This window comes from Leptospira wolffii serovar Khorat str. Khorat-H2, assembly GCF_000306115.2.
GTDB lineage: Bacteria > Spirochaetota > Leptospiria > Leptospirales > Leptospiraceae > Leptospira_B > Leptospira_B wolffii.
The window spans coordinates 42,457-59,864 of sequence record NZ_AKWX02000023.1; the positions used below are offsets into that span (position 1 = coordinate 42,457).

Sequence of the window (17,408 nt, forward strand, 5' to 3'; positions counted from 1 at the left end):
TTTATAATGTGAATCGCCTGGAGGTCGAAAAATATTGAGTTCAGAATACCCGCCCGTGCCCGTTTCTTTAAAGGGCGAGAACGTACAATTACTTCCCTTAAGAGCGGAACATTTAGCCGGTTTGCAAGAAGCCGTGAGCGACGGAGAGCTTTGGAAATTATGGTACACTTTTATCCCGACTCCAGATAAGATGGAGGCCTGGATCCGAAAGGCTCGGGAAGAAGAGGACGCAAGAGTCTCACTTCCTTTCGTCGTTCAAAGCAAGGAAGGAAAGATTTTGGGTAGCACTCGGTATATGAATATCGAAAAAGATGCGAGGCGATTGGAAATCGGCACCACCTGGTATGCCAAGAGCGTCCAAAGAACCTCCGTCAATACGGAATGTAAGCTTCTACTTTTGCAGCACGCTTTCGAAACTTTGAATTGTATCGCGGTCGAATTTCGGACGAATTATTTCAATTTCCCTTCTCGAAAGGCGATCGAGAGACTCGGAGCGAAATTGGACGGAATCCTACGGAACCATCGTTGGAATTCCAACGGAACCCTGAGAGACACTGCGGTTTATAGTATTCTGCAAAGCGAATGGCCGACGGTGAAAAACAATCTAAGATTCAAATTGGATTCGTAGAATGAAAGGAGCTTATCCTTTACCATTTTTCGAGAATATCGTCGATCACTCCGTACTCTTTCGCTTCTTCGGGACTCAACCATAAGTCGCGATCCGTGTCTTTCTCCACGATCTCCAAAGGTTGGCCGGTCCTAGCGGCGATGATACGATTGATTTCCTTCTTATCCTTCTCTATCATAGAGGCAAAGATACCGATATCGGTAGCCTTGGCTTCGTATCTTCCGGGAACATGAGGTTGATGGAGCATGATTCTACTATGAGGATAGGCGAATCGTTTTCCTTTCGTACCGGAGAGCAGCAAAAGCGCTCCGAAGCTTGCGGCAAGGCCCATGCAAACAGTCTTCACATCGTTGGGAATCAGATCGATAGTGTCTAAGATCGCCATGCCGGCGGTATTCGCGCCTCCGGGGCTATTGATTACTAAAGTGATGTCCTTCTCCTGATCTTCATTCGAAAGATATAATAGACGCTCCACCACGTATTTAGCCGAAATATCGTCCACTTGACCCCAAAGGAAAACCTTTCTCTCTTTTAGTTGGCTTTCCTCCAGCTTGGCTCCCGGAAAGGAAGGGAGTTCGGTAACGGCGCTTTCCATCCGATTCTCCATTAGGATGCCTTCGCCATAGGGCCGTGTAGGACTTCCAACCATTCTTTTCTGTCCGATTTGTTCAGCAATTGCCTACGAAGCAACTCCCGGCTTCTTCTCAACTTATTCTTAAGATTGCCTATCGGGATTCCGGTTTTCTCAGTGATTTCCTCGTAGCTCAATTCTCCGAAATATCTAAGATCCAAAAGTTCTTTCTCTTCGGCGGGAAGTTCGTCCAGAGCTTCCAGGACTTCTTTTCTCCACCCGTCTCCATTAGCCGGCGTCGCTCTTGTGATTTCGGCGTTGAGTTCCGTGCCGGTCAAATCCTTCTTTCTCAGGATCCGATCCGAATGCTTGAGTACGAGTCTTCGGAGAAGAAACGGGAAAGCTTCCGGCTGTCTGAGATTCGGTAGAACCTTCCAGGCCTCCAAGAAGACTTCCTGGCTCAGGTCTTCCGCTTTCGCCTCATCCCGAATTCTTTTCGAGGCCTGGGCACTCACATATTTTTCGAAACGGGTCATGAGCTCGTTGAACGCCGGTTCTTCGCCTTGGGAAGCTTCCTTGACTAGTACTGTAAAATCGCGCATATCTGTTAGAGGGTCCCAAATTGTATTTCGGGGTGTACGAAATGGAACAATTTTTCCGTTTGATACTGCCGGACCGAAGTCTAGATTGGAACCCTGTCCGGTTCTAGGGTTTAGGAGAATATCTTAACCTGAGGATTTGTAGGAGTTCCAACATGAGATACGCACATCCGATCAAAAGAATCATCGCACAATTTCTGGACTTTTTTCTCGGTTTTCTTTATGCCATGTGGGTACCGGTCTTTTTCGCGGGACTCGTGATCGATTCGCCCCGGTTTAGAGAAAATGAATCCGTAAGGGAGCTGGTTTTAATCGGTTCCGCATCGGTTTATCCGCTTCTAAATCTGTTTCTCGTCAGTTCTAGATTCCGTGGATCCATAGGTAAAATTCTCATGAGGATCCAAATTACCGATTTGGAAGGAAATCGGATCGGTTTCTTAAAAGCGTTTGCTCGCACCGTTTTTAAAGCAGTCTCGGCTAGTTTATTTTTGATCCCGTGGATGGTTGCATTCTTCGATTCGCGAAAGCAAACCGTTCACGATAAAATCGTAGATACTCTGGTTTTGGAAAAGTAAGTTAGATGCGCTCCGATCATCGCCCTTGGAAAGTTCCTTCGTCTCCATGGAGAATGAAGCAGGTCTGGGAGGATCTACTCTTCGCTCATTGGTCGGTGCCCGTTTCCATATTAAGACCTCTAGTTCCAAAGCAATTGGAGATCGATATGTATCACGGCCAGACATGGATAGGAGTCGTGCCTTTTCATATGAGCGGAATTCGAATGCATTATTTGCCGGAGATTCCTTTCACCTCCCGATTTGCAGAGATAAACGTAAGGGTCTATGTAACTCTGGATGGAAAGCCGGGAGTATATTTCTTCAGCCTAGATGCGGCGAATTATTTGGCTGTAAAAGTCGCGAGAGCCTTTTATTATCTTCCCTATTATTATGCGAAGTTTAATATTCTTTCCGATAAGAATCGGATTCATTACGATTCTTCCAGATATCCTTTGGGTGATCGATTCCGTTTTTTAGGAGAATATCGTCCTGAAAGCGATGTTTACAATGCGGAGAAGGGGAGCCTGGAATATTGGTTAACGGAAAGATATTGTTTGTATTCGAATCGAAAGGATAGAATTTATCGTTGCGAGATACTTCATGAACCATGGCCTCTACAGAAGGCTTCTGCGGAAATCCGAACCAATACGATGGTGGATTTGCCGGGGTTTAGGCTGCCGGATACTTCTCCTCTTTTGCATTTTTCCAAGAGGATAGAAGTGATTACTTGGGGGCTGGAAAGGGTGATATAATATTCTATTTATTTGATATTATCGCGAAAAGAGATCCATTCTTTCGGGAGTCGATTCGAAAAATCGGTATTTCGATGGGCCTCGTAAAATTCCTTCTCTCCTAAATCCAGAAAGGTCCCCGGAAAAACTTTGCCTCCTAATCTTCCTTTTGCCGCCAATTCTCGAAAGGTATCCGATAGATCGTAGTATTTGTCGGGAGAAATTGAGGACAGACAAGAAGCTTTCATCCAAGAAAGTCCCAAATAAAAATATCCGCCTTTCTCGAAACTTACTTTGCCTTCCGAAAGCGAAAGACCCGTGTAGGATTGTGTAGGATCGGATTCTGCCAGAAAAAGGATGCAGTCGAAATTCCCTTTTTCCTCTTCGTTCGGCCAAGGAGAGAAAGACGGGGCCGCGAAGAATAGAAAGTCCGGATTGATCACCAGGAAATCGTCCTTTAGATTCCAATATCTATGGATACCGGTACGGATTCCCCCTCCGGTTCCTAGTATGTCCGGCTTTTCCTCCGAGATATCCAGTTTGAATTCGGAGAACCCTCGTAATTCTTCGCGGATCTTGTCTCCCAAATAATGGACGTTTACGACGGCTTCTTTTATTCCCCAATATTTTCCCCAAAATAAGGAGTAGTAAATAAGAGGTATATTATATACTTTTAATAGCGGTTTGGGTAGGTTTTTCGTTAATTCCTTCATGCGGGTGCCGAATCCCGCTCCAGGAAAGAATGCCCTTCGGACCAAAGTTAAATCCTCGATCCGGATCTAAAGGATTCGCTCGCCAAAAGTTCCTTCTTGAGCAAATGAAAGAACAGAAAGAGTTGGTCCGGAAAAAGTCCTACTTGGACGATCTCGAGTAGATTGTCCAAGCAATTCAGAATGCTCACCCTGTATTTATCCTGTTTCTTATCAGCAACTAACATAAAATAGGATCCGAGAGCCTTATAGGATCTTTGTAAACATTGCAGATAATAGCATTCCTTCGGTTTAGGATATTGTGCGGTCGTGGACTTTAGAAACAAAAGGAAAAGCCCTTGGCGCATCGCGAAAGGAATCGGTCTGTAAGCGTCGTAAAGAAGGCTTGCTAAGTCGTAGAACGGCGTACCCATTCTGGCATCCTGGAAATCTATGAGGGTTAGCTTTCCTTCGGGAGACAACATGATATTGCGAGCGTGAAAATCCCTATGGCAGAATACCTTCTCCTTGTATTCGGAAAGAAAACCGGAGGCCTCTTCCAGGAAGAATTTTACCTCCGGTCTTAGTCTAGTCTTAATTCCGAACATTTCGGAGAATCTTTCGAAGGAGGAATAGGTAAATTGATTCTCGAAGTTTAATTTTTCGTAATCGAACTCCCTTCCCGAAACGGGCGGCTCAGGCCTTAGCTTTTGCAAGGAAATCAGTAATTGTATGGCTTGAACCAGCAGGTCCCTGTAAGTCGCGTCGTCCGTAACCGAGCTTAGATCCGAATCGCCCTCGTCCGAGAGTAGGATCAATTTGTTGAGTACATCGGTTCGAAAGATTTTGGGAACATGGAAGCCGTGGTGTTCCAGGAAGCTTCCGATTTCGATGAAGTCGTGTTGGAAGACCCCGTCCTTGCACAGGATTTTGGTATCTCCGTCCGGATAGGTCACTCTGTAATATCTTCTGGCGGAGGCTTCGGGAGTGAGTAAGTCCACCTTGTCCGGAAATTTACCGTCTTGGATCAGAAAGCGAAGATCTATTTCTCCTAGTACTTCGTTCATAGCCTCTTTCGGCTAGTTCTGCAATTTGTCAGGAAAGACCAAGCGGAATTCGGCGCCTTTTTCGGGTTCCGATTCGATTTCGATCCGGATCCCGAAGATATCGGCGATCTCCTTTGCGACAAACATTCCCAATCCCGTTCCTTGACCGGTCTTCTTGGTGGTGAAATAGGGTTGAAAAATCTTTCGCATGGTTTCCTGGCTCATGCCGACTCCGTTATCGCTGATCTTGACCATAGGATGACGGTTCTTTTCGATCACTGAAATTTCTATTCTTCCCTTATTCTCTGTAGCGTCGGCGGAATTTAGGAAAATATTGGAGAAGAGGAGGCTTAATTGATCCGAGTTGGAGTTCACGAGCATCTTCTCCGAAGATCTCTGGAAAACGATTTCACAATATTTTAAACGAGTGGTCTTACGAAATACTTCGATTACGGATTCCACGACTTCGTTCAGATCCAGCAGTTCTCGATCTCTCGCCAAGTCGCCCGGTTTTCCGAGTTGCAGTAGGTTGAATGTCAGGTTTTTCAGTTTTGTGATCTGATTCCAGGTCACCTGGATTGCCTTGTCTTTGATCGTCTCGTCCGCATCGGGCAATCTTGCGACTTCTATGAATCCCTGTACAGCGGTTAATGCGTTATTGATCTCGTGTCCGATACTGGACGCGATTGTGGTTAGAAAGGCTCTTCTTTCCGCGTCTATCAACTTTTCGGAAATGATGTTTTTCTGGGTGATATCCCTCGCGATTCCGGTGTAGTAAGTCTTACCGTTCAGCTCGTAACGGCAAACGGAGATGTCGAAATTGATTTTTTCCCCGGTTCTGCTGATCAATTCCGCGTTATGCAATCTTGCTATATTATGCCCGGTCCTGCGATTGATCAGATGTTGGATCCTTTCCAGGTAAGTTTTCCGATTTTCCTCCGAAATAAGAAGGGAAATTTTCTGCCCTATGATATCGCCTTCTTCGTAGCCGAAATTGCGTATCGTCGCTTCGTTGGCTCCGTGTATCACAAGATCGTCGTCGAGAGTGATGACGCAATCGCCGGTGGTTTCCAGAATTAGACTATTGCGATAATTCAAATCCTTGGATTGTTGGGCTAGATGGGTTTTCTCCCTTACAGCCTTTAAGATCTTTTTGGATTTTCTATCCCTTTCCTCTTTTTCCCTTCTCGCGTTTTCCAATGCGGCAAGAATGTTTTGCCTACTTACGGGTTTGTAAATATAATCGAAAACTCTGTTTCGAAGAGCCTCTTCGGCAGTATGCAATTGGGGATTTCCGGTAATTAAGATAACCGGAATATTAGAATTATATTTTTTAATTTCTCTTGCGACTTCGATTCCGTCTTTTCCCGCCATGAGAATATCGGAGATGACGATATCTACCTGCTGGTCCCTTACGATCCGCATCGCGGAATCGAAATCCTCGGCTAGAAAAACGTGATAGCCTTCGCGGGAGATTACCCTTTCCAAGGCGGTACGTATCTCCGCCTCGTCGTCTATCACTAATACGTTGGGATTCCCCCGAGTCGTCATTTAGCCCTGCGATAAAAATTCGTCATACCTTGCCTACTGGAACGCGAATCGTGACCTTGGTCCCTTGTCCGGGATTGGACTCCAGATAAATGGAGCCTCCGTGATCGGTAATGATTCTTTGGGAGATGGTTAACCCTAGTCCGGTTCCTTGCTTCGTGTCGTGTAGAGAGGTAAAAATGCCTTCTCCACGACCTCGGCGCTCATTCCTGGACCATTATCTTGAATGGTAAAACTTACCGTCTCTCCGTTCAAATATAATTCTTTTCTCGCCGAAACTTGAATTAAAGGGGCGGCCGGCTTATGTTCCATTTCGGAAATCGCGTTAACGGCGTTCACGAGACAGTTGATGAGCACCTGCTCTATCTCCTGCCAGGCGACCAGAATCTGAGGCAGCTCCGGACTGGTAACGCGTTTCAATTCGATGCCGTTCTTCTTGCAACTTACCTCGATGAGTTCGCAGGCTCTGAGAAGAATGAAGTACGGCGAAACCAACTCCTTCTTCCTTGGGGCTCTTCTTCCCAGATCCAAAAGGCCCTTGATCAAATCTCGGATTCTTAGAGCGGCTCCCTCGATTCTTCTGTACACTTTTTTTCTTTCGTCCGCATCCTGATCTTCGTGTTCTATCAGATCTTCCAGATAGAGAAGGCTGGATTGTAGGGGGTTATTTACTTCGTGAGCGATCCCCGCTGCGATTTCTCCTATAGATGCGAATTTCGCCGTCTCGTACAATTGTCTATCCAATAATTTCGTTTGAGTGACGTCTGAGAATACGAGCATCGCCGCGACGGGCAAATCCTGGTATTTTTTGAGAGGGAGGAATTTTATGGAAAAATAATTTTCTTCCTCCCCTAAGAGAGCCATGGAGAGATCGAAATAAACCGCTCTTTGGATTTGGAGGCATTCTTCCAACTTGGCTCGGATTCCTTTTTCCTCCTCTTCCGAGAATAGTTTGGGGAAATCATCTCCTACATCTACGTTTAAGAATTGGAATAGGAAGAATTTTAGGATCGGAGCCACTTCCAGAACTTTACCTTCAGGATCCAATATTACGATTCCGTTATTCATGGATGCGAAAAGATTCCGCAATTTTATTTCGGAAGCGCGTATGAGCTCTTCGTTCTTCTTTTGTTCCGTGATATCGAGTAGAAGTAGGATCGTTCCGATCCTGTTCCCGTAATCATCTTTTAAGGAAGAAGAAGCTAGAAGAAAAGGTACTTCTCGTCTGCCTCGAATCGTGATCCTGGTTTCCGCCCTGGAACCGAGAAGGATCATATCCATCGCTTCGGGTTCCAATTTGAGTAGATCTCTTACTTGGATTCCTAAGATTTCTTCCCTAGGAATTCCCAATAAGGTGCTTAAATTATTATTCGCGTAGGTAATAAAACCTTCGTCGTCCGTGGAAAGTAAGGGGACCTCCAAGGAATTCAATAAAGCTCCTTGGAATTGTAGTAACTTAGCCGTTTCTCTTTTTTGTTTTTCTATGCGTAGGTATTGCAAAGAGGAGAGAAGGTCCTCCACGATCTCGAAGTAAAGATAATTCTCGCCCGAATCAAAGGCCATATTCTCTTTGGATATGATTTCGATTCCTCCGATGATCTTTCCTTCTTCTCTGATGATAAGGCTGAGAGAACGTCTAAAATCTTTTGTTAATAGGGTATCTTCCCACTCCGGATAGATCCGCGTGCCGAATTCGTAGATATGGAATTGTTCCTTTCCGTCCAGCAATGTGGAGAAAGGTGAGGAATGCTTTCTTTCTTCCCAGGCAGACTCTAAAATTTTTCTCCATTTGGAGTCCAGATCGGATTGGATGAGAATCTGATCCGAATCGTCCTCTCTTCTATGAAATCCCCATACCAAACTGTAGTGAGGATTCTCCTTTAAGGTATCGCAGATCTTCTGGAATAAGGTGGTTTCGGAACTCAGACGCAGAGATCTTAGATTCAATTTTAAGAGTCGAAGTGTTCTAAGGATGCTTTGTAGATAATAAAGTCTAAGCTCGATCTCTCTGATTTCTGATCTCTGATAGATATGAAAAATGAGCGGGGACTTGGGAGCGTCGGAAAAAACGTTGATCGTAAAATCGGCGAGTAGTTGAACTCCGTCCTTTTTCCTTAGGTTCCAGAGAAGGGAGATACCCAATTCTTCCGCACCATTTCCGTGGTTGCCGATACTATCCGGGCGGGAAAGAAGCTGGCTGAGTCCTAAGCCGGCTAATTCTTCCCTGGAATATCCTAGTATGCTTGCCGCTTTCGGATTGGATCCGAGTATACTATAGGTCCCGGGTTCCAGGATCAGGATTCCTTCCTGAGCGGGAAAGAAAGCCTTTTCAATCAGCTGAATGAGCTCCGAGTTATCCATGGGATATTCTTACTATATCGGATTTCCGCCCAAAGGAATTGATTTGGATTCCTTGCTATCTCTTGCCGGAACCGAAAACAATGCCTAAATAGATGGAATTTATCTACGAACTGCTTCTGAATAATTACACCAAACAAAAAGTCAAGTTCATGGAGAAAGAATTAGGTTTCGAACCTCTTTATGTGGACTTAGGCGGACATAAAATATTCTATTTACGGCGCAGGGCTTCCGATTCTTCCGGCAAAACTTTCTTGTTCGTGCACGGACTCTTGGACTCCGCCACCGGTTTCCGCAAATTGGCTCCCTATTTGCGGAAGGATTATGACATTCTTGTTCCGGATATTCCGGGATTCGGCTGGAGTATACTACCGAAAGTGCGGTATCTCTACCAAGTCGACGTATTTGCGGAGTTGATTTATAACTCTATCCGCAAATTGGATCTACGAAATTTCGTTATAGGCGGTCATTCTATGGGAGCCCTGATTGCAATGATGATCGCAATCAGAGATTCGACCAGGGAAGAAAGAATTAAAAAACTCCTCTTACTTGCTCCGGGGGGAATACCGCATCCTAAACGGGACGAAATGAGAGAGTTACTTTTTCCGAATAAACCGCAAGATATGGATAGGCTCTTCGCTTCTTTATATAAGGAGAATGTGCCGAAATTAGGTTGGCTCGCCAAGAAAGCGCTACTCAGCCAATGGAATAATTTACCGCATCGATATCTGACCGAAAACACCCTGGAAAGAGAGAAGGAGATTTTTATAGGTTCTAAACTTTCCGCGGTAAAACAGAAGGCGTTGATTTTATCCGGGACCGAAGATCCGATTACGGATCCTCCTATGGTTAGGAAATTGCACGGATATCTAAAGAATAGTAAACTAGTTTGGATCCAAGGAGCGAAACACGCTCTTCATTTTGAGAGAGCTTCCGAAATCGGAAATCATATCAATAGCTGGTTGTAGTCTGGAAATTAAAGTTTCCGAGGACTTCCGGAGAATACGACGAATGATTTCCCTTCGCATATTCGTTTCGGTCGAGTGACGTGAAGCGGAGCTTCACATTATACTTATTCAAGCAGCGACAAGTTTCGGACAGAACGTTCCACATTTTTTGCAAAAATTTCGAATTTCTGAGACGACTAAGTCCGAATTGTCCGACTCGTGAATATACTTTATAAATTCACATAAAGTTAAGAGTCAGGCCATCCGATGAGGCGAGAAACAAGAATTGCTATAGTGGAAAGCGATACGTCATTTGCGAAATCTTGCGTGGAATCATTACGAAGTATTGAGAACGTCTCGCGAACGGATGTGTTCTCATCCGTAGAATCTTTTTTCGAATCCGATCCGAATCGTTTCGATTTGGTTTTCTTGGACGCTCTTCCGTCCCAAAATTCGGGGATCGAATTTCTAAAGGAAGAAAAAGTTCAAGGAAAGAATACGAAGTATGTCGTTCTTTCCACGGTGGATTCCGACGAGACTCTCTACCAAGCCATACAGGCCGGAGCCGTAGGCTTCGTTTTAAAGAAGGATTTAGAGGATATCGCCGATGTGGCGACTACCGTTATGAGAGAAGGAGGGATATTATCCCAAGGTTTGGCGGCGCGCGTTATCTCCTTCTTTCACAAGCCTCCGAGGCAAGAACTGAATTCTCTCACTCCTAGAGAAAGGGAAATCCTGGAGCATATAGTTCGCGGAGCGAGAACTAAGCAAATAGCGGGTTATTTCGGAACGAAAGAAGGAACGGTTCGGATTCAAATCAAAAGTATTTTCAAGAAAATGAAAGTGAACTCTAGAGTGGATCTAGTTCGCAAGTTTTCCCGTCCTTGATATAAAATAATCCCAAAGGTTTATTTTATATGTCGTCGTAAATATTACTATCTACTACATATTATAGGTAGTGGGCGAAAGCTAAGAAATAAATCTTAAGTCCCGATCGAATAATCGGGAAACTTGCTTCCTTCCGTTTGTTATTAGTATATGGTATACGGCATGAAGGGGATACGAGAGACGGAATGGTCGGAGGCCATCGCAAAGTTGGCCGTCGTTATCTCCACGTACAAACATGTGGGAAATACAGCGGACCAAGTCTTTCTCGCCTGCGAATCCTTATGGGCGGACTGGGACGGATTCGAACCTACAGGACCGGATTGGTTACAAGGATTCGAAGAATCCATGGACGAAGGCGAGATGAAATACGCTTCGGACGCTTTCGAAGACGTTCGGAGATTGCTTAAGGATAAATTCGAGAAAGTCAATCGGATGTTCGAATCCGAAGACGATTCCGTATTAGGCGCCCTGATTTTGGAATTAGCCGATGGCATCTACGCTTTGTTAGATGGACCGGAACCTCCGGAAACTACTTCCGAATCGGTGGTGATAGAGGCGGAGAAGTTATTGGAAATTCTTTTGGAATCGAACGGCCTGCGATTTCCGGAGGACGAAAATCTTGTTTCGATCGATTTGGATCAAGTAGAGGATCCTGGTGAAAGGGAGATTCTAAGGGAATTGATCTCTTCTTTTATAGAAATCGGAGAATCCAACGAAAGCAAATACGGAGAATCCTTGTATCTTCTGATTTCCAGAATCTTTATCGTACATTGGAGCTTTTATAGGCTTCGTTTAGTTGCCTGAGCGTTTCGATTTGGCTTCTTTCTCTTTTTGAATCTCTTCCCGTAAGTTTCGGGCCTCTTGCACACTTATTCCGGTTTGGACTAACATAAAATTTTCTAAGGATGCAGTCCATTTTTGCAGATCGTCCGGGCCTTTTAACTTAGGGATAAAGAAAGGCTCCGAAATATAAAATCTAGCTTTTGAAAATGGTTTAGGGACTTTCGTTCTATCCCAGCTATGTACCTGCCAATAGCGATCGTATTTTGCATAATACGAGATTACCGGAAATCCGGTCAGAGAAGCCAATTGCACGATCCCGGGTTTTAATTCGTAAATCGGACCCGTAGGACCGTCGGGAGTAATCAGGCCTATGCTTCCTTTTTTGGAATCCTGTACTAGCGCTTTCAAAGCGGTGGAGCCGCCTTTCTTACTGGAACCTCTTTTGGGGCGCATTCCGAAATGGCTGATGACCCGAGTGGCCAACTCTCCGTCCTTGGATCGGGAGGCCATCGGTACGACTTCCAAATTGTATCGCTTTATGAAAAACTTATATGTAAAATGGATTACGTTGGGGATTTGATTGTGCCAGAGCGCCAATAGGAACCCTTTTCCTTTTAGGAGTTGCTCTTCGGTGGATTTAGGAAGATCGATTTCTTCCCAGCGAACAGTTAGATAAATAATTCGCAGAATGAAAAAGGAAATCCAGGCTGCGATTTTAACTTTCACGCTTCTTCGCTCCTCCGTAAGAACGGTAGAAGAAAAAGCCGAAGTATCGATCCGAGCAATCGTAATGCCGGGCCGCCAAAACGGTTCCTGCTGGAACCGTTTACCGTGCGGGAAGGTATGGTCCGGGGTGCGTCCATCGCCTTTTTTTTAGGGAAGAATTTTCCCCGGATTTAGGATGTTTTTCGGATCTAATGCTTTTTTTATAAGGCGCATTACGTTTATCTCCGCTTCCGATCTGGAAAAATGTAGGAAGTCCTTCTTTAATAAACCGATTCCGTGTTCCGCGCTAATGGATCCGTGATGTTTTTGCAAAAGCTGAAACATGCTCGGATCAACGCTTTTACATTGCGAGAAGAAGTCAGCATCGGAAAGGTCTTTCGGCTTTACTATGTTTAAGTGAAGATTTCCGTCGCCTATATGTCCGAAAAGGGCCACTTCGAATCCGGGGTACTTATCGGAAAGGAGAGACTGCATGTCCTCCAGGAACGGATTCATATTTCGGAGAGGCAGGGAAATATCGTTTTTATGAACGGTATAGTCTATCGAAATCGATTCGCTGATTCCTTCCCTATATTTCCAGAAAGTCTCGGCTTGCCGGGAATTTTGAGCCAAGCTCCCATCGGTCACGAAACCTTTTTCCAGAATGGTTTCTAAGAAGGCGAAAAGTTTCTCCTCGTCGGCTGCCTCGTCGATTTCGAATTCCATTAAAACGTAATATGGGCTCGGTTCTGAGAACGGATCCGGAACCTGCAAATGGTCTATGACCTTGTCCAGGCAATATTTGGTTAGAAATTCGAAGGCGAGAATAGGAACGGATATGTTATGGGTTTCCTTGAATAATTCCAATATGGAAGGAAAATCGGGAACCGCGGTAAATAGAATACGATTGTCCAATGGCTTCTTGGTGAGTTTGACGGTGCATTCGGTTATGATTCCTAAGGTTCCTTCGGAGCCGATAAATAGATGTTTTAAATCGTAGCCGGTATTGTTTTTCAGAATCTCTCCGTTGAACTCCAGGATCTCTCCCGTTCCGGTGACGACCTTTAGCCCTAGAACCCACTGACGGATAAGCCCGTAATGCACCACTCTTACGCCGCCTGCATTAGTCGCTATGTTTCCCCCGATTTGAGAGGAGCCTGTGGCGGCAAAATCGACCGGAAAGTAGAATCCTCTCTCCTCGCATTCGTTGTGCAGGTTTTTGGTGATCATTCCAGCTTGAACGGTTAGAGAGCCGAAGAACGGATCGAAATCCAGGACTTGGTCCATCTTGGATAGGGAAACGACGATCCCGCCGGATTTTGCCACAGCGCCTCCTGCGTATCCGGTTCTTCCTCCGGAAGGGACCACTTGGATATCGTTTTCATACGCGAATTTTACGATTTCCGAGACTTCTTGAGTATTCTTCGGAAATGTCAGTATTTCGTAATTGGGAGAATAGACCTTGGTGCGATCCGTTCCGTAGGAGAGAAAGGTCGCCTCATCCATTACTTTTTCATCATGGAAGAATACTCTGTCTTCTCCTAAGAGTTTTTTTAGTTTGTTTTTGTTTTCCAGGCTCAATATGCTCATGTTTTATTCGGCGAAATTCATTCTCTCTATTTGACTGTCTACCGGCTTCTCGCCCTCGACTCTATGGCGCTTGCGATACACTCCGTCCGGAGAAAGTAAGCGGGCCTTCACGTTGTCCCGGATCTGAACGTCCAGGATCTTCTTGATTCTGTCCTTATTCTTGGTATCGAGTATAGGGAACAGGACCTCGATTCTTCTCTCGAAGTTTCTTGGCATGCAATCCGCGGAAGCAAGAAAGGTGCTTTCTTCTCCGCCTGCCAGGAAGTAATAGATCCTAGTATGCTCCAGGAATCTTCCTACGATGGAGATCACGGTTATGTTTTCCGAAATGCCGGGGAGTCCCGGTTTCAAACAGCAGATTCCGCGTATGATCAACTCGATGATGACCCCCGCGCGACTTGCATTGTACATCGCCAGAATTATATGCGGATCCACGAGGCTATTCATCTTGAATATGATTCTCGCAGGTTTGCCCGCCTTGGCGTTCTCGGTTTCCTTCTCTATCAATTCTAAGAATACGGATTTAAGATTATGAGGAGAAGCTGCCAGTTTATGTAAAATGGGCATCTTGGCGTAACTCGTAATCGTATTGAAGATGGTGGAAACGTCTTCGGTGATATCCTTATTGACCGTGAAGAAACTTAGATCGGTATAATATTTACTCGTAGTGGAGTTATAGTTTCCCGTTCCCAGGTGCACATAACGGACTAGATGCTCTTCTTCTCTGCGGACGATTAGAAGCATCTTGCAATGGATCTTGAGTCCGGCGACTCCGTAAACCACGTGAACCCCTCTTTCTTCCAGCTTCTGGGCCCACTTGATATTCCTTTCCTCGTCGAATCTAGCTTTCAACTCCACAAGAACGGTGACCTGCTTGCCGTTCTCGGCCGCCTGTCCAAGGTATTGGATGATGGGAGAATCTCCGCTCGTTCGGTAGAGAGTCATTTTGATTCCCAGCACTTTCGGATCCTCGCTGGAAATTCTGAGCAAGTCTTCGATCGCTCCGAAAGATTGGTAAGGATGGTGGAGTAATCTATCCTTCTTCTTGATTGCTTCAAAGATCTTCTCTGGAGATTCGAATTTGAGAGTGGTCTTTTGCTGGAAGAACGGATATTTGAATTTAGAAGTATGTTCCAGACCGTAGAAGAACATCGTGTCACTGATATTCAAAAGAGAGGACACTTCGAAGATCTCCTGGTCTTGTAGTTCCAGTAATTCCTTAAGTGTGTTTCTTACGAAAGGAGAAGTGTCTTGATCGATGTCCATGCGGACCGCTTCTCCCCAGATACGGTTTCGTATCTCCTTTTTCATAGTGATCAAGAGGTCCTTTACGGAAGCTTCCTGATCGATGGAGATATCCGCGTCCCTCACGATTCGGAAAGGATAGACTTCCTTGATGGTCATCCCGTAAAATAGATCGCTCACGTGTAGCTTTATAATTTCTTCAAGAGGAAAGAAGCGTCTTACTTTCCCTTCTCCTTTCAGTTGGAAGAATCGCGGGAGAACGGAAGGCACCTGCACGACCGCGAATAGATCCTTCTTGAGACCCGTCTTTTCGTCGTCTGCTGTAAGAACGATCGCTAAATTTAAGGATTTATTAAGTATATGAGGAAAGGGGTGGGAAGGATCGATCGATAACGGAGTCAAAATCGGAGAGACGTCTTCCTTATAATAACGTACGATGTCTTCAATTTCGTTCGCGCTTAGTTCTTTCGGATCCAGCACGAGTTCGATTCCGTTTTCCCTCATCTGGTCCATCGTAACGGAAAGAGTGTTGTATTGGACCTTAACGAAAGCTTGCACTTTCTTGGATAGTTCGGTGAGAATTTCGGAGGCTCTCTGGCCGTTCAGACTTTTTTCGTCGTTTCCCTCTTCGAGCATATTCTTTACGCCCGCCACTCTCACCATGTAAAACTCGTCCAGGTTCGATTCGGTGATACAAAGGAATTTTAATCTTTCCAATAGCGGATTTTCGGGGTCGTTCGCTTCCTCCAATACGCGCTTATTGAAATCGATCCAGGATAATTCCCGATCGAAGAAAATATCCGGATTGCCGATATGGATGGGTCCTTTTGTTCCGTTTCCGCCCTGATTCGTCTCGATTGGCTCGGCTGTGGTTTTAGTCTTTTGGGCCACGGGTCTTTCCTTCTCTTTCTTCTTTGTTTAAAATCGATGGGTGGAGAGTCAAGTCGGCTTTCGGAGTCTCTTTTTCCGGCTAAGAATCGGGGAAAGTTTGCGGAAAACTATCTAAGGTTCGAGTTTCGGGATTTCCGAAAACTTGTAAAAAGGAGGGGAGCGAAATATTCTATCCCCTCCCTTTGGGTCAACTCAAGCGAACACCGTTATTCCTTTCTGAGGAGACGTAAGGGTTTTGGATCTCTTCTCCTTGTCCTATCCAAACCCTTTTAGTCTGGGGGCAGTAAAAGGCATGGAGTAGAAATTTGGGGGCAAGACTCTGGACGGAGGCACAGAGTTCCGCATAAAGAAATTCTTGTTCTCCTCTGGAGTTCGCCTTTTCCAAAAGTTCGGCAAAAGTGAGAGCCCTCGCATAGGATGTTCGGAACTCTTCGTTCTGTTCCTTGGCTCGCCGGACCGAATCTGCGATCCCTCTCGGATTGGTTCTTCTTTCTCCGCTGGATAATAATTGTTCGTGAAATACCGCCAGGCGTCGGAAGAGTTTGAGTTCGGAATTTTCGGGTGCTGTAGGCGCTGCGACGGAAACGACGGACGCGGCGGCCAGATATGCAAATACGTTGCGCATAATATTCTCCTAAATTATGAAATCGAAATGCGATTAGAAACCGGAATTCGATCTAAATCAGGAGTCTTACATCTTTTAGGGGGGAGTGAAATGCGGGTAAGAATATTTCCGAAAGTGTTAAAAGTAATTCGGGTCGAACTTTATTCGGCTTTTCGGTTCGAACGTCGCTTGCATCTATCGGGGAGAATTTAGGAATTCCCTCGTTTTCTTTTTCCGGATTTTTAAATAAGTCGATTTCCGAATCGACGACTTTTCCGATTTCGATTTTGGAGATTCGAACCGATTTCTGGATTTGCGGATCTCGGTAAGATACGAATCCGGTTTCGCCGAATCCGAAGGTGAGCGAAAAGCATAGTAAAGCGGAACTTATGATCGCTCTCGAAATCATGTAAGTTCGACCTGTAGGAAGGTCCCTAGGTTCCCATATTCTTTCCGAATAGTTTTCTCGATTGACTGGGATTTCGGCGATAGGGATCGTACTATCCGTATGGTTGATCCCGAATATTGTACAGCCATGGCGGAATACAATCGCTGGCAAAACGACTCTCTTTTGGAAGTTTCCTCTAAACTAATGCCCGGCGAGTTCGAAGCGGACAAAGGACTCTTTTTTCAGTCGATGGCAAAGACATGGAATCATATTCTCTTAATGGATCTTGCCTGGTTGGATAGATTTCATTATCGTCCCATCCAAAAGACGGATTTCCAAGAGATGCAATTCTCCGGTTTGGACGAGCTGCGCGTTTTACGCAAAGAATTGGATTCGACGATTTTAGCTTGGGTTCAAAACATTACAAAAGAATGGTTGGCGGAAGATCTAAAATTTTACAGCTACTTATACAAGCGGGAGATCACCTTACCGCTTTGGCTGGTATTGACTCATTTCTTCAACCATCAAACACACCATCGCAGCCAGATCTCTACGGCGCTTCTGCAGTCTGGTTTGGATTACGGTGTAACGGATATTCCTTGGAATCCCTTTTATCCAAAGGGAAAAGAATAGGATTACAGTG

Annotated in this window: 16 protein-coding genes and 1 pseudogene; 7 read left to right on the forward strand and 10 right to left on the reverse strand. The window is 45.2% G+C overall.

Annotated elements, in window-relative coordinates; translation table 11 throughout:
- The first annotated feature begins 34 nt into the window (after nt 1–34).
- On the forward strand, nt 35–628 hold the full coding sequence (locus LEP1GSC061_RS18260; protein ID WP_040509977.1) for a GNAT family N-acetyltransferase: 594 nt from the start codon (nt 35–37) through the stop codon (nt 626–628).
- Between the two features lie 19 nt (nt 629–647).
- Here the strand turns inward: LEP1GSC061_RS18260 and LEP1GSC061_RS18265 are convergent, their stop codons facing one another.
- Both LEP1GSC061_RS18265 and LEP1GSC061_RS18270 read right to left on the reverse strand, forming a co-directional pair.
- Nucleotides 648–1,223: a ClpP family protease gene (locus tag LEP1GSC061_RS18265; RefSeq protein WP_040510103.1), complete on the reverse strand. Its 576-nt coding sequence runs from the start codon at nt 1,221–1,223 to the stop codon at nt 648–650.
- Between the two features lie 11 nt (nt 1,224–1,234).
- Complete coding sequence (locus tag LEP1GSC061_RS18270) at nt 1,235–1,801, reverse strand: RNA polymerase sigma factor (protein ID WP_016546989.1); 567 nt, start codon at nt 1,799–1,801, stop codon at nt 1,235–1,237.
- A gap of 152 nt (nt 1,802–1,953) precedes the next feature.
- Here LEP1GSC061_RS18270 and LEP1GSC061_RS20910 point away from each other — a divergent pair, with 152 nt between their 5' ends.
- Nucleotides 1,954–2,373 (forward strand): RDD family protein, encoded by a 420-nt coding sequence (locus LEP1GSC061_RS20910; RefSeq protein WP_016547320.1) that lies wholly within the window; start codon nt 1,954–1,956, stop codon nt 2,371–2,373.
- Nucleotides 2,374–2,426: 53 nt separating this feature from the next.
- On the forward strand, nt 2,427–3,104 hold the full coding sequence (locus LEP1GSC061_RS18280; RefSeq protein ID WP_198014287.1) for a YqjF family protein: 678 nt from the start codon (nt 2,427–2,429) through the stop codon (nt 3,102–3,104).
- 8 nt (nt 3,105–3,112) lie between these two features.
- On the opposite strand, the gene LEP1GSC061_RS18285 is transcribed toward LEP1GSC061_RS18280, so the two are convergent.
- The 4 genes and pseudogenes from LEP1GSC061_RS18285 to LEP1GSC061_RS18300 all read right to left on the reverse strand — a co-directional run bounded on the left by LEP1GSC061_RS18285 (nt 3,113) and on the right by LEP1GSC061_RS18300 (nt 8,727).
- Nucleotides 3,113–3,841 carry a sugar phosphate nucleotidyltransferase gene (locus tag LEP1GSC061_RS18285; RefSeq protein WP_016547331.1) on the reverse strand — a complete coding sequence of 243 codons (729 nt, stop codon included), beginning with the start codon at nt 3,839–3,841 and terminating at the stop codon, nt 3,113–3,115.
- Between the two features lie 2 nt (nt 3,842–3,843).
- Entirely contained in the window at nt 3,844–4,839 is a 996-nt protein-coding gene (locus LEP1GSC061_RS18290) for a phosphotransferase (RefSeq protein ID WP_016547419.1), read from the reverse strand.
- Between the two features lie 12 nt (nt 4,840–4,851).
- Complete coding sequence (locus LEP1GSC061_RS18295) at nt 4,852–6,369, reverse strand: hybrid sensor histidine kinase/response regulator (RefSeq protein ID WP_016546941.1); 1,518 nt, start codon at nt 6,367–6,369, stop codon at nt 4,852–4,854.
- Between the two features lie 22 nt (nt 6,370–6,391).
- Nucleotides 6,392–8,727, reverse strand: a pseudogene (locus tag LEP1GSC061_RS18300) (ATP-binding protein).
- 149 nt (nt 8,728–8,876) lie between these two features.
- Here LEP1GSC061_RS18300 and LEP1GSC061_RS18305 point away from each other — a divergent pair.
- The 3 genes from LEP1GSC061_RS18305 (at nt 8,877) to LEP1GSC061_RS18315 (ending at nt 11,363) form a co-directional block, all read left to right on the forward strand.
- On the forward strand, nt 8,877–9,692 hold the full coding sequence (locus LEP1GSC061_RS18305) for an alpha/beta fold hydrolase (protein WP_332248712.1): 816 nt from the start codon (nt 8,877–8,879) through the stop codon (nt 9,690–9,692).
- A 246-nt stretch (nt 9,693–9,938) separates the two neighbouring features.
- Nucleotides 9,939–10,559: a LuxR C-terminal-related transcriptional regulator gene (locus tag LEP1GSC061_RS18310; RefSeq protein WP_040509979.1), complete on the forward strand. Its 621-nt coding sequence runs from the start codon at nt 9,939–9,941 to the stop codon at nt 10,557–10,559.
- 162 nt (nt 10,560–10,721) lie between these two features.
- Nucleotides 10,722–11,363, forward strand: a complete 642-nt coding sequence (locus LEP1GSC061_RS18315) for a hypothetical protein (protein ID WP_016547118.1) — start codon at nt 10,722–10,724, stop codon at nt 11,361–11,363.
- Here the strand turns inward: LEP1GSC061_RS18315 and LEP1GSC061_RS18320 are convergent.
- From LEP1GSC061_RS18320 to LEP1GSC061_RS18335, 4 genes are all read right to left on the reverse strand, one after another.
- Nucleotides 11,352–12,068 (reverse strand): lysophospholipid acyltransferase family protein, encoded by a 717-nt coding sequence (locus LEP1GSC061_RS18320; protein WP_016547161.1) that lies wholly within the window; start codon nt 12,066–12,068, stop codon nt 11,352–11,354. The genes LEP1GSC061_RS18315 and LEP1GSC061_RS18320 overlap by 12 nt on opposite strands.
- 147 nt (nt 12,069–12,215) lie before the next feature.
- Nucleotides 12,216–13,637 (reverse strand): FAD-binding oxidoreductase, encoded by a 1,422-nt coding sequence (locus LEP1GSC061_RS18325; protein ID WP_016547197.1) that lies wholly within the window; start codon nt 13,635–13,637, stop codon nt 12,216–12,218.
- A 3-nt stretch (nt 13,638–13,640) separates the two neighbouring features.
- Nucleotides 13,641–15,773: a polyphosphate kinase 1 gene (ppk1, locus tag LEP1GSC061_RS18330; protein WP_016547271.1), complete on the reverse strand. Its 2,133-nt coding sequence runs from the start codon at nt 15,771–15,773 to the stop codon at nt 13,641–13,643.
- Between the two features lie 187 nt (nt 15,774–15,960).
- Nucleotides 15,961–16,398: an LIC13259/LIC11441 family protein gene (locus tag LEP1GSC061_RS18335; RefSeq protein ID WP_016547342.1), complete on the reverse strand. Its 438-nt coding sequence runs from the start codon at nt 16,396–16,398 to the stop codon at nt 15,961–15,963.
- A 487-nt stretch (nt 16,399–16,885) separates the two neighbouring features.
- On the opposite strand from LEP1GSC061_RS18335, the gene LEP1GSC061_RS18345 reads away from it, so the two are divergent.
- A complete protein-coding gene (locus LEP1GSC061_RS18345; RefSeq protein WP_040509981.1) occupies nt 16,886–17,398 on the forward strand; it encodes a DinB family protein in 513 nt (170 codons plus the stop codon).
- Nucleotides 17,399–17,408: the final 10 nt, after the last annotated feature.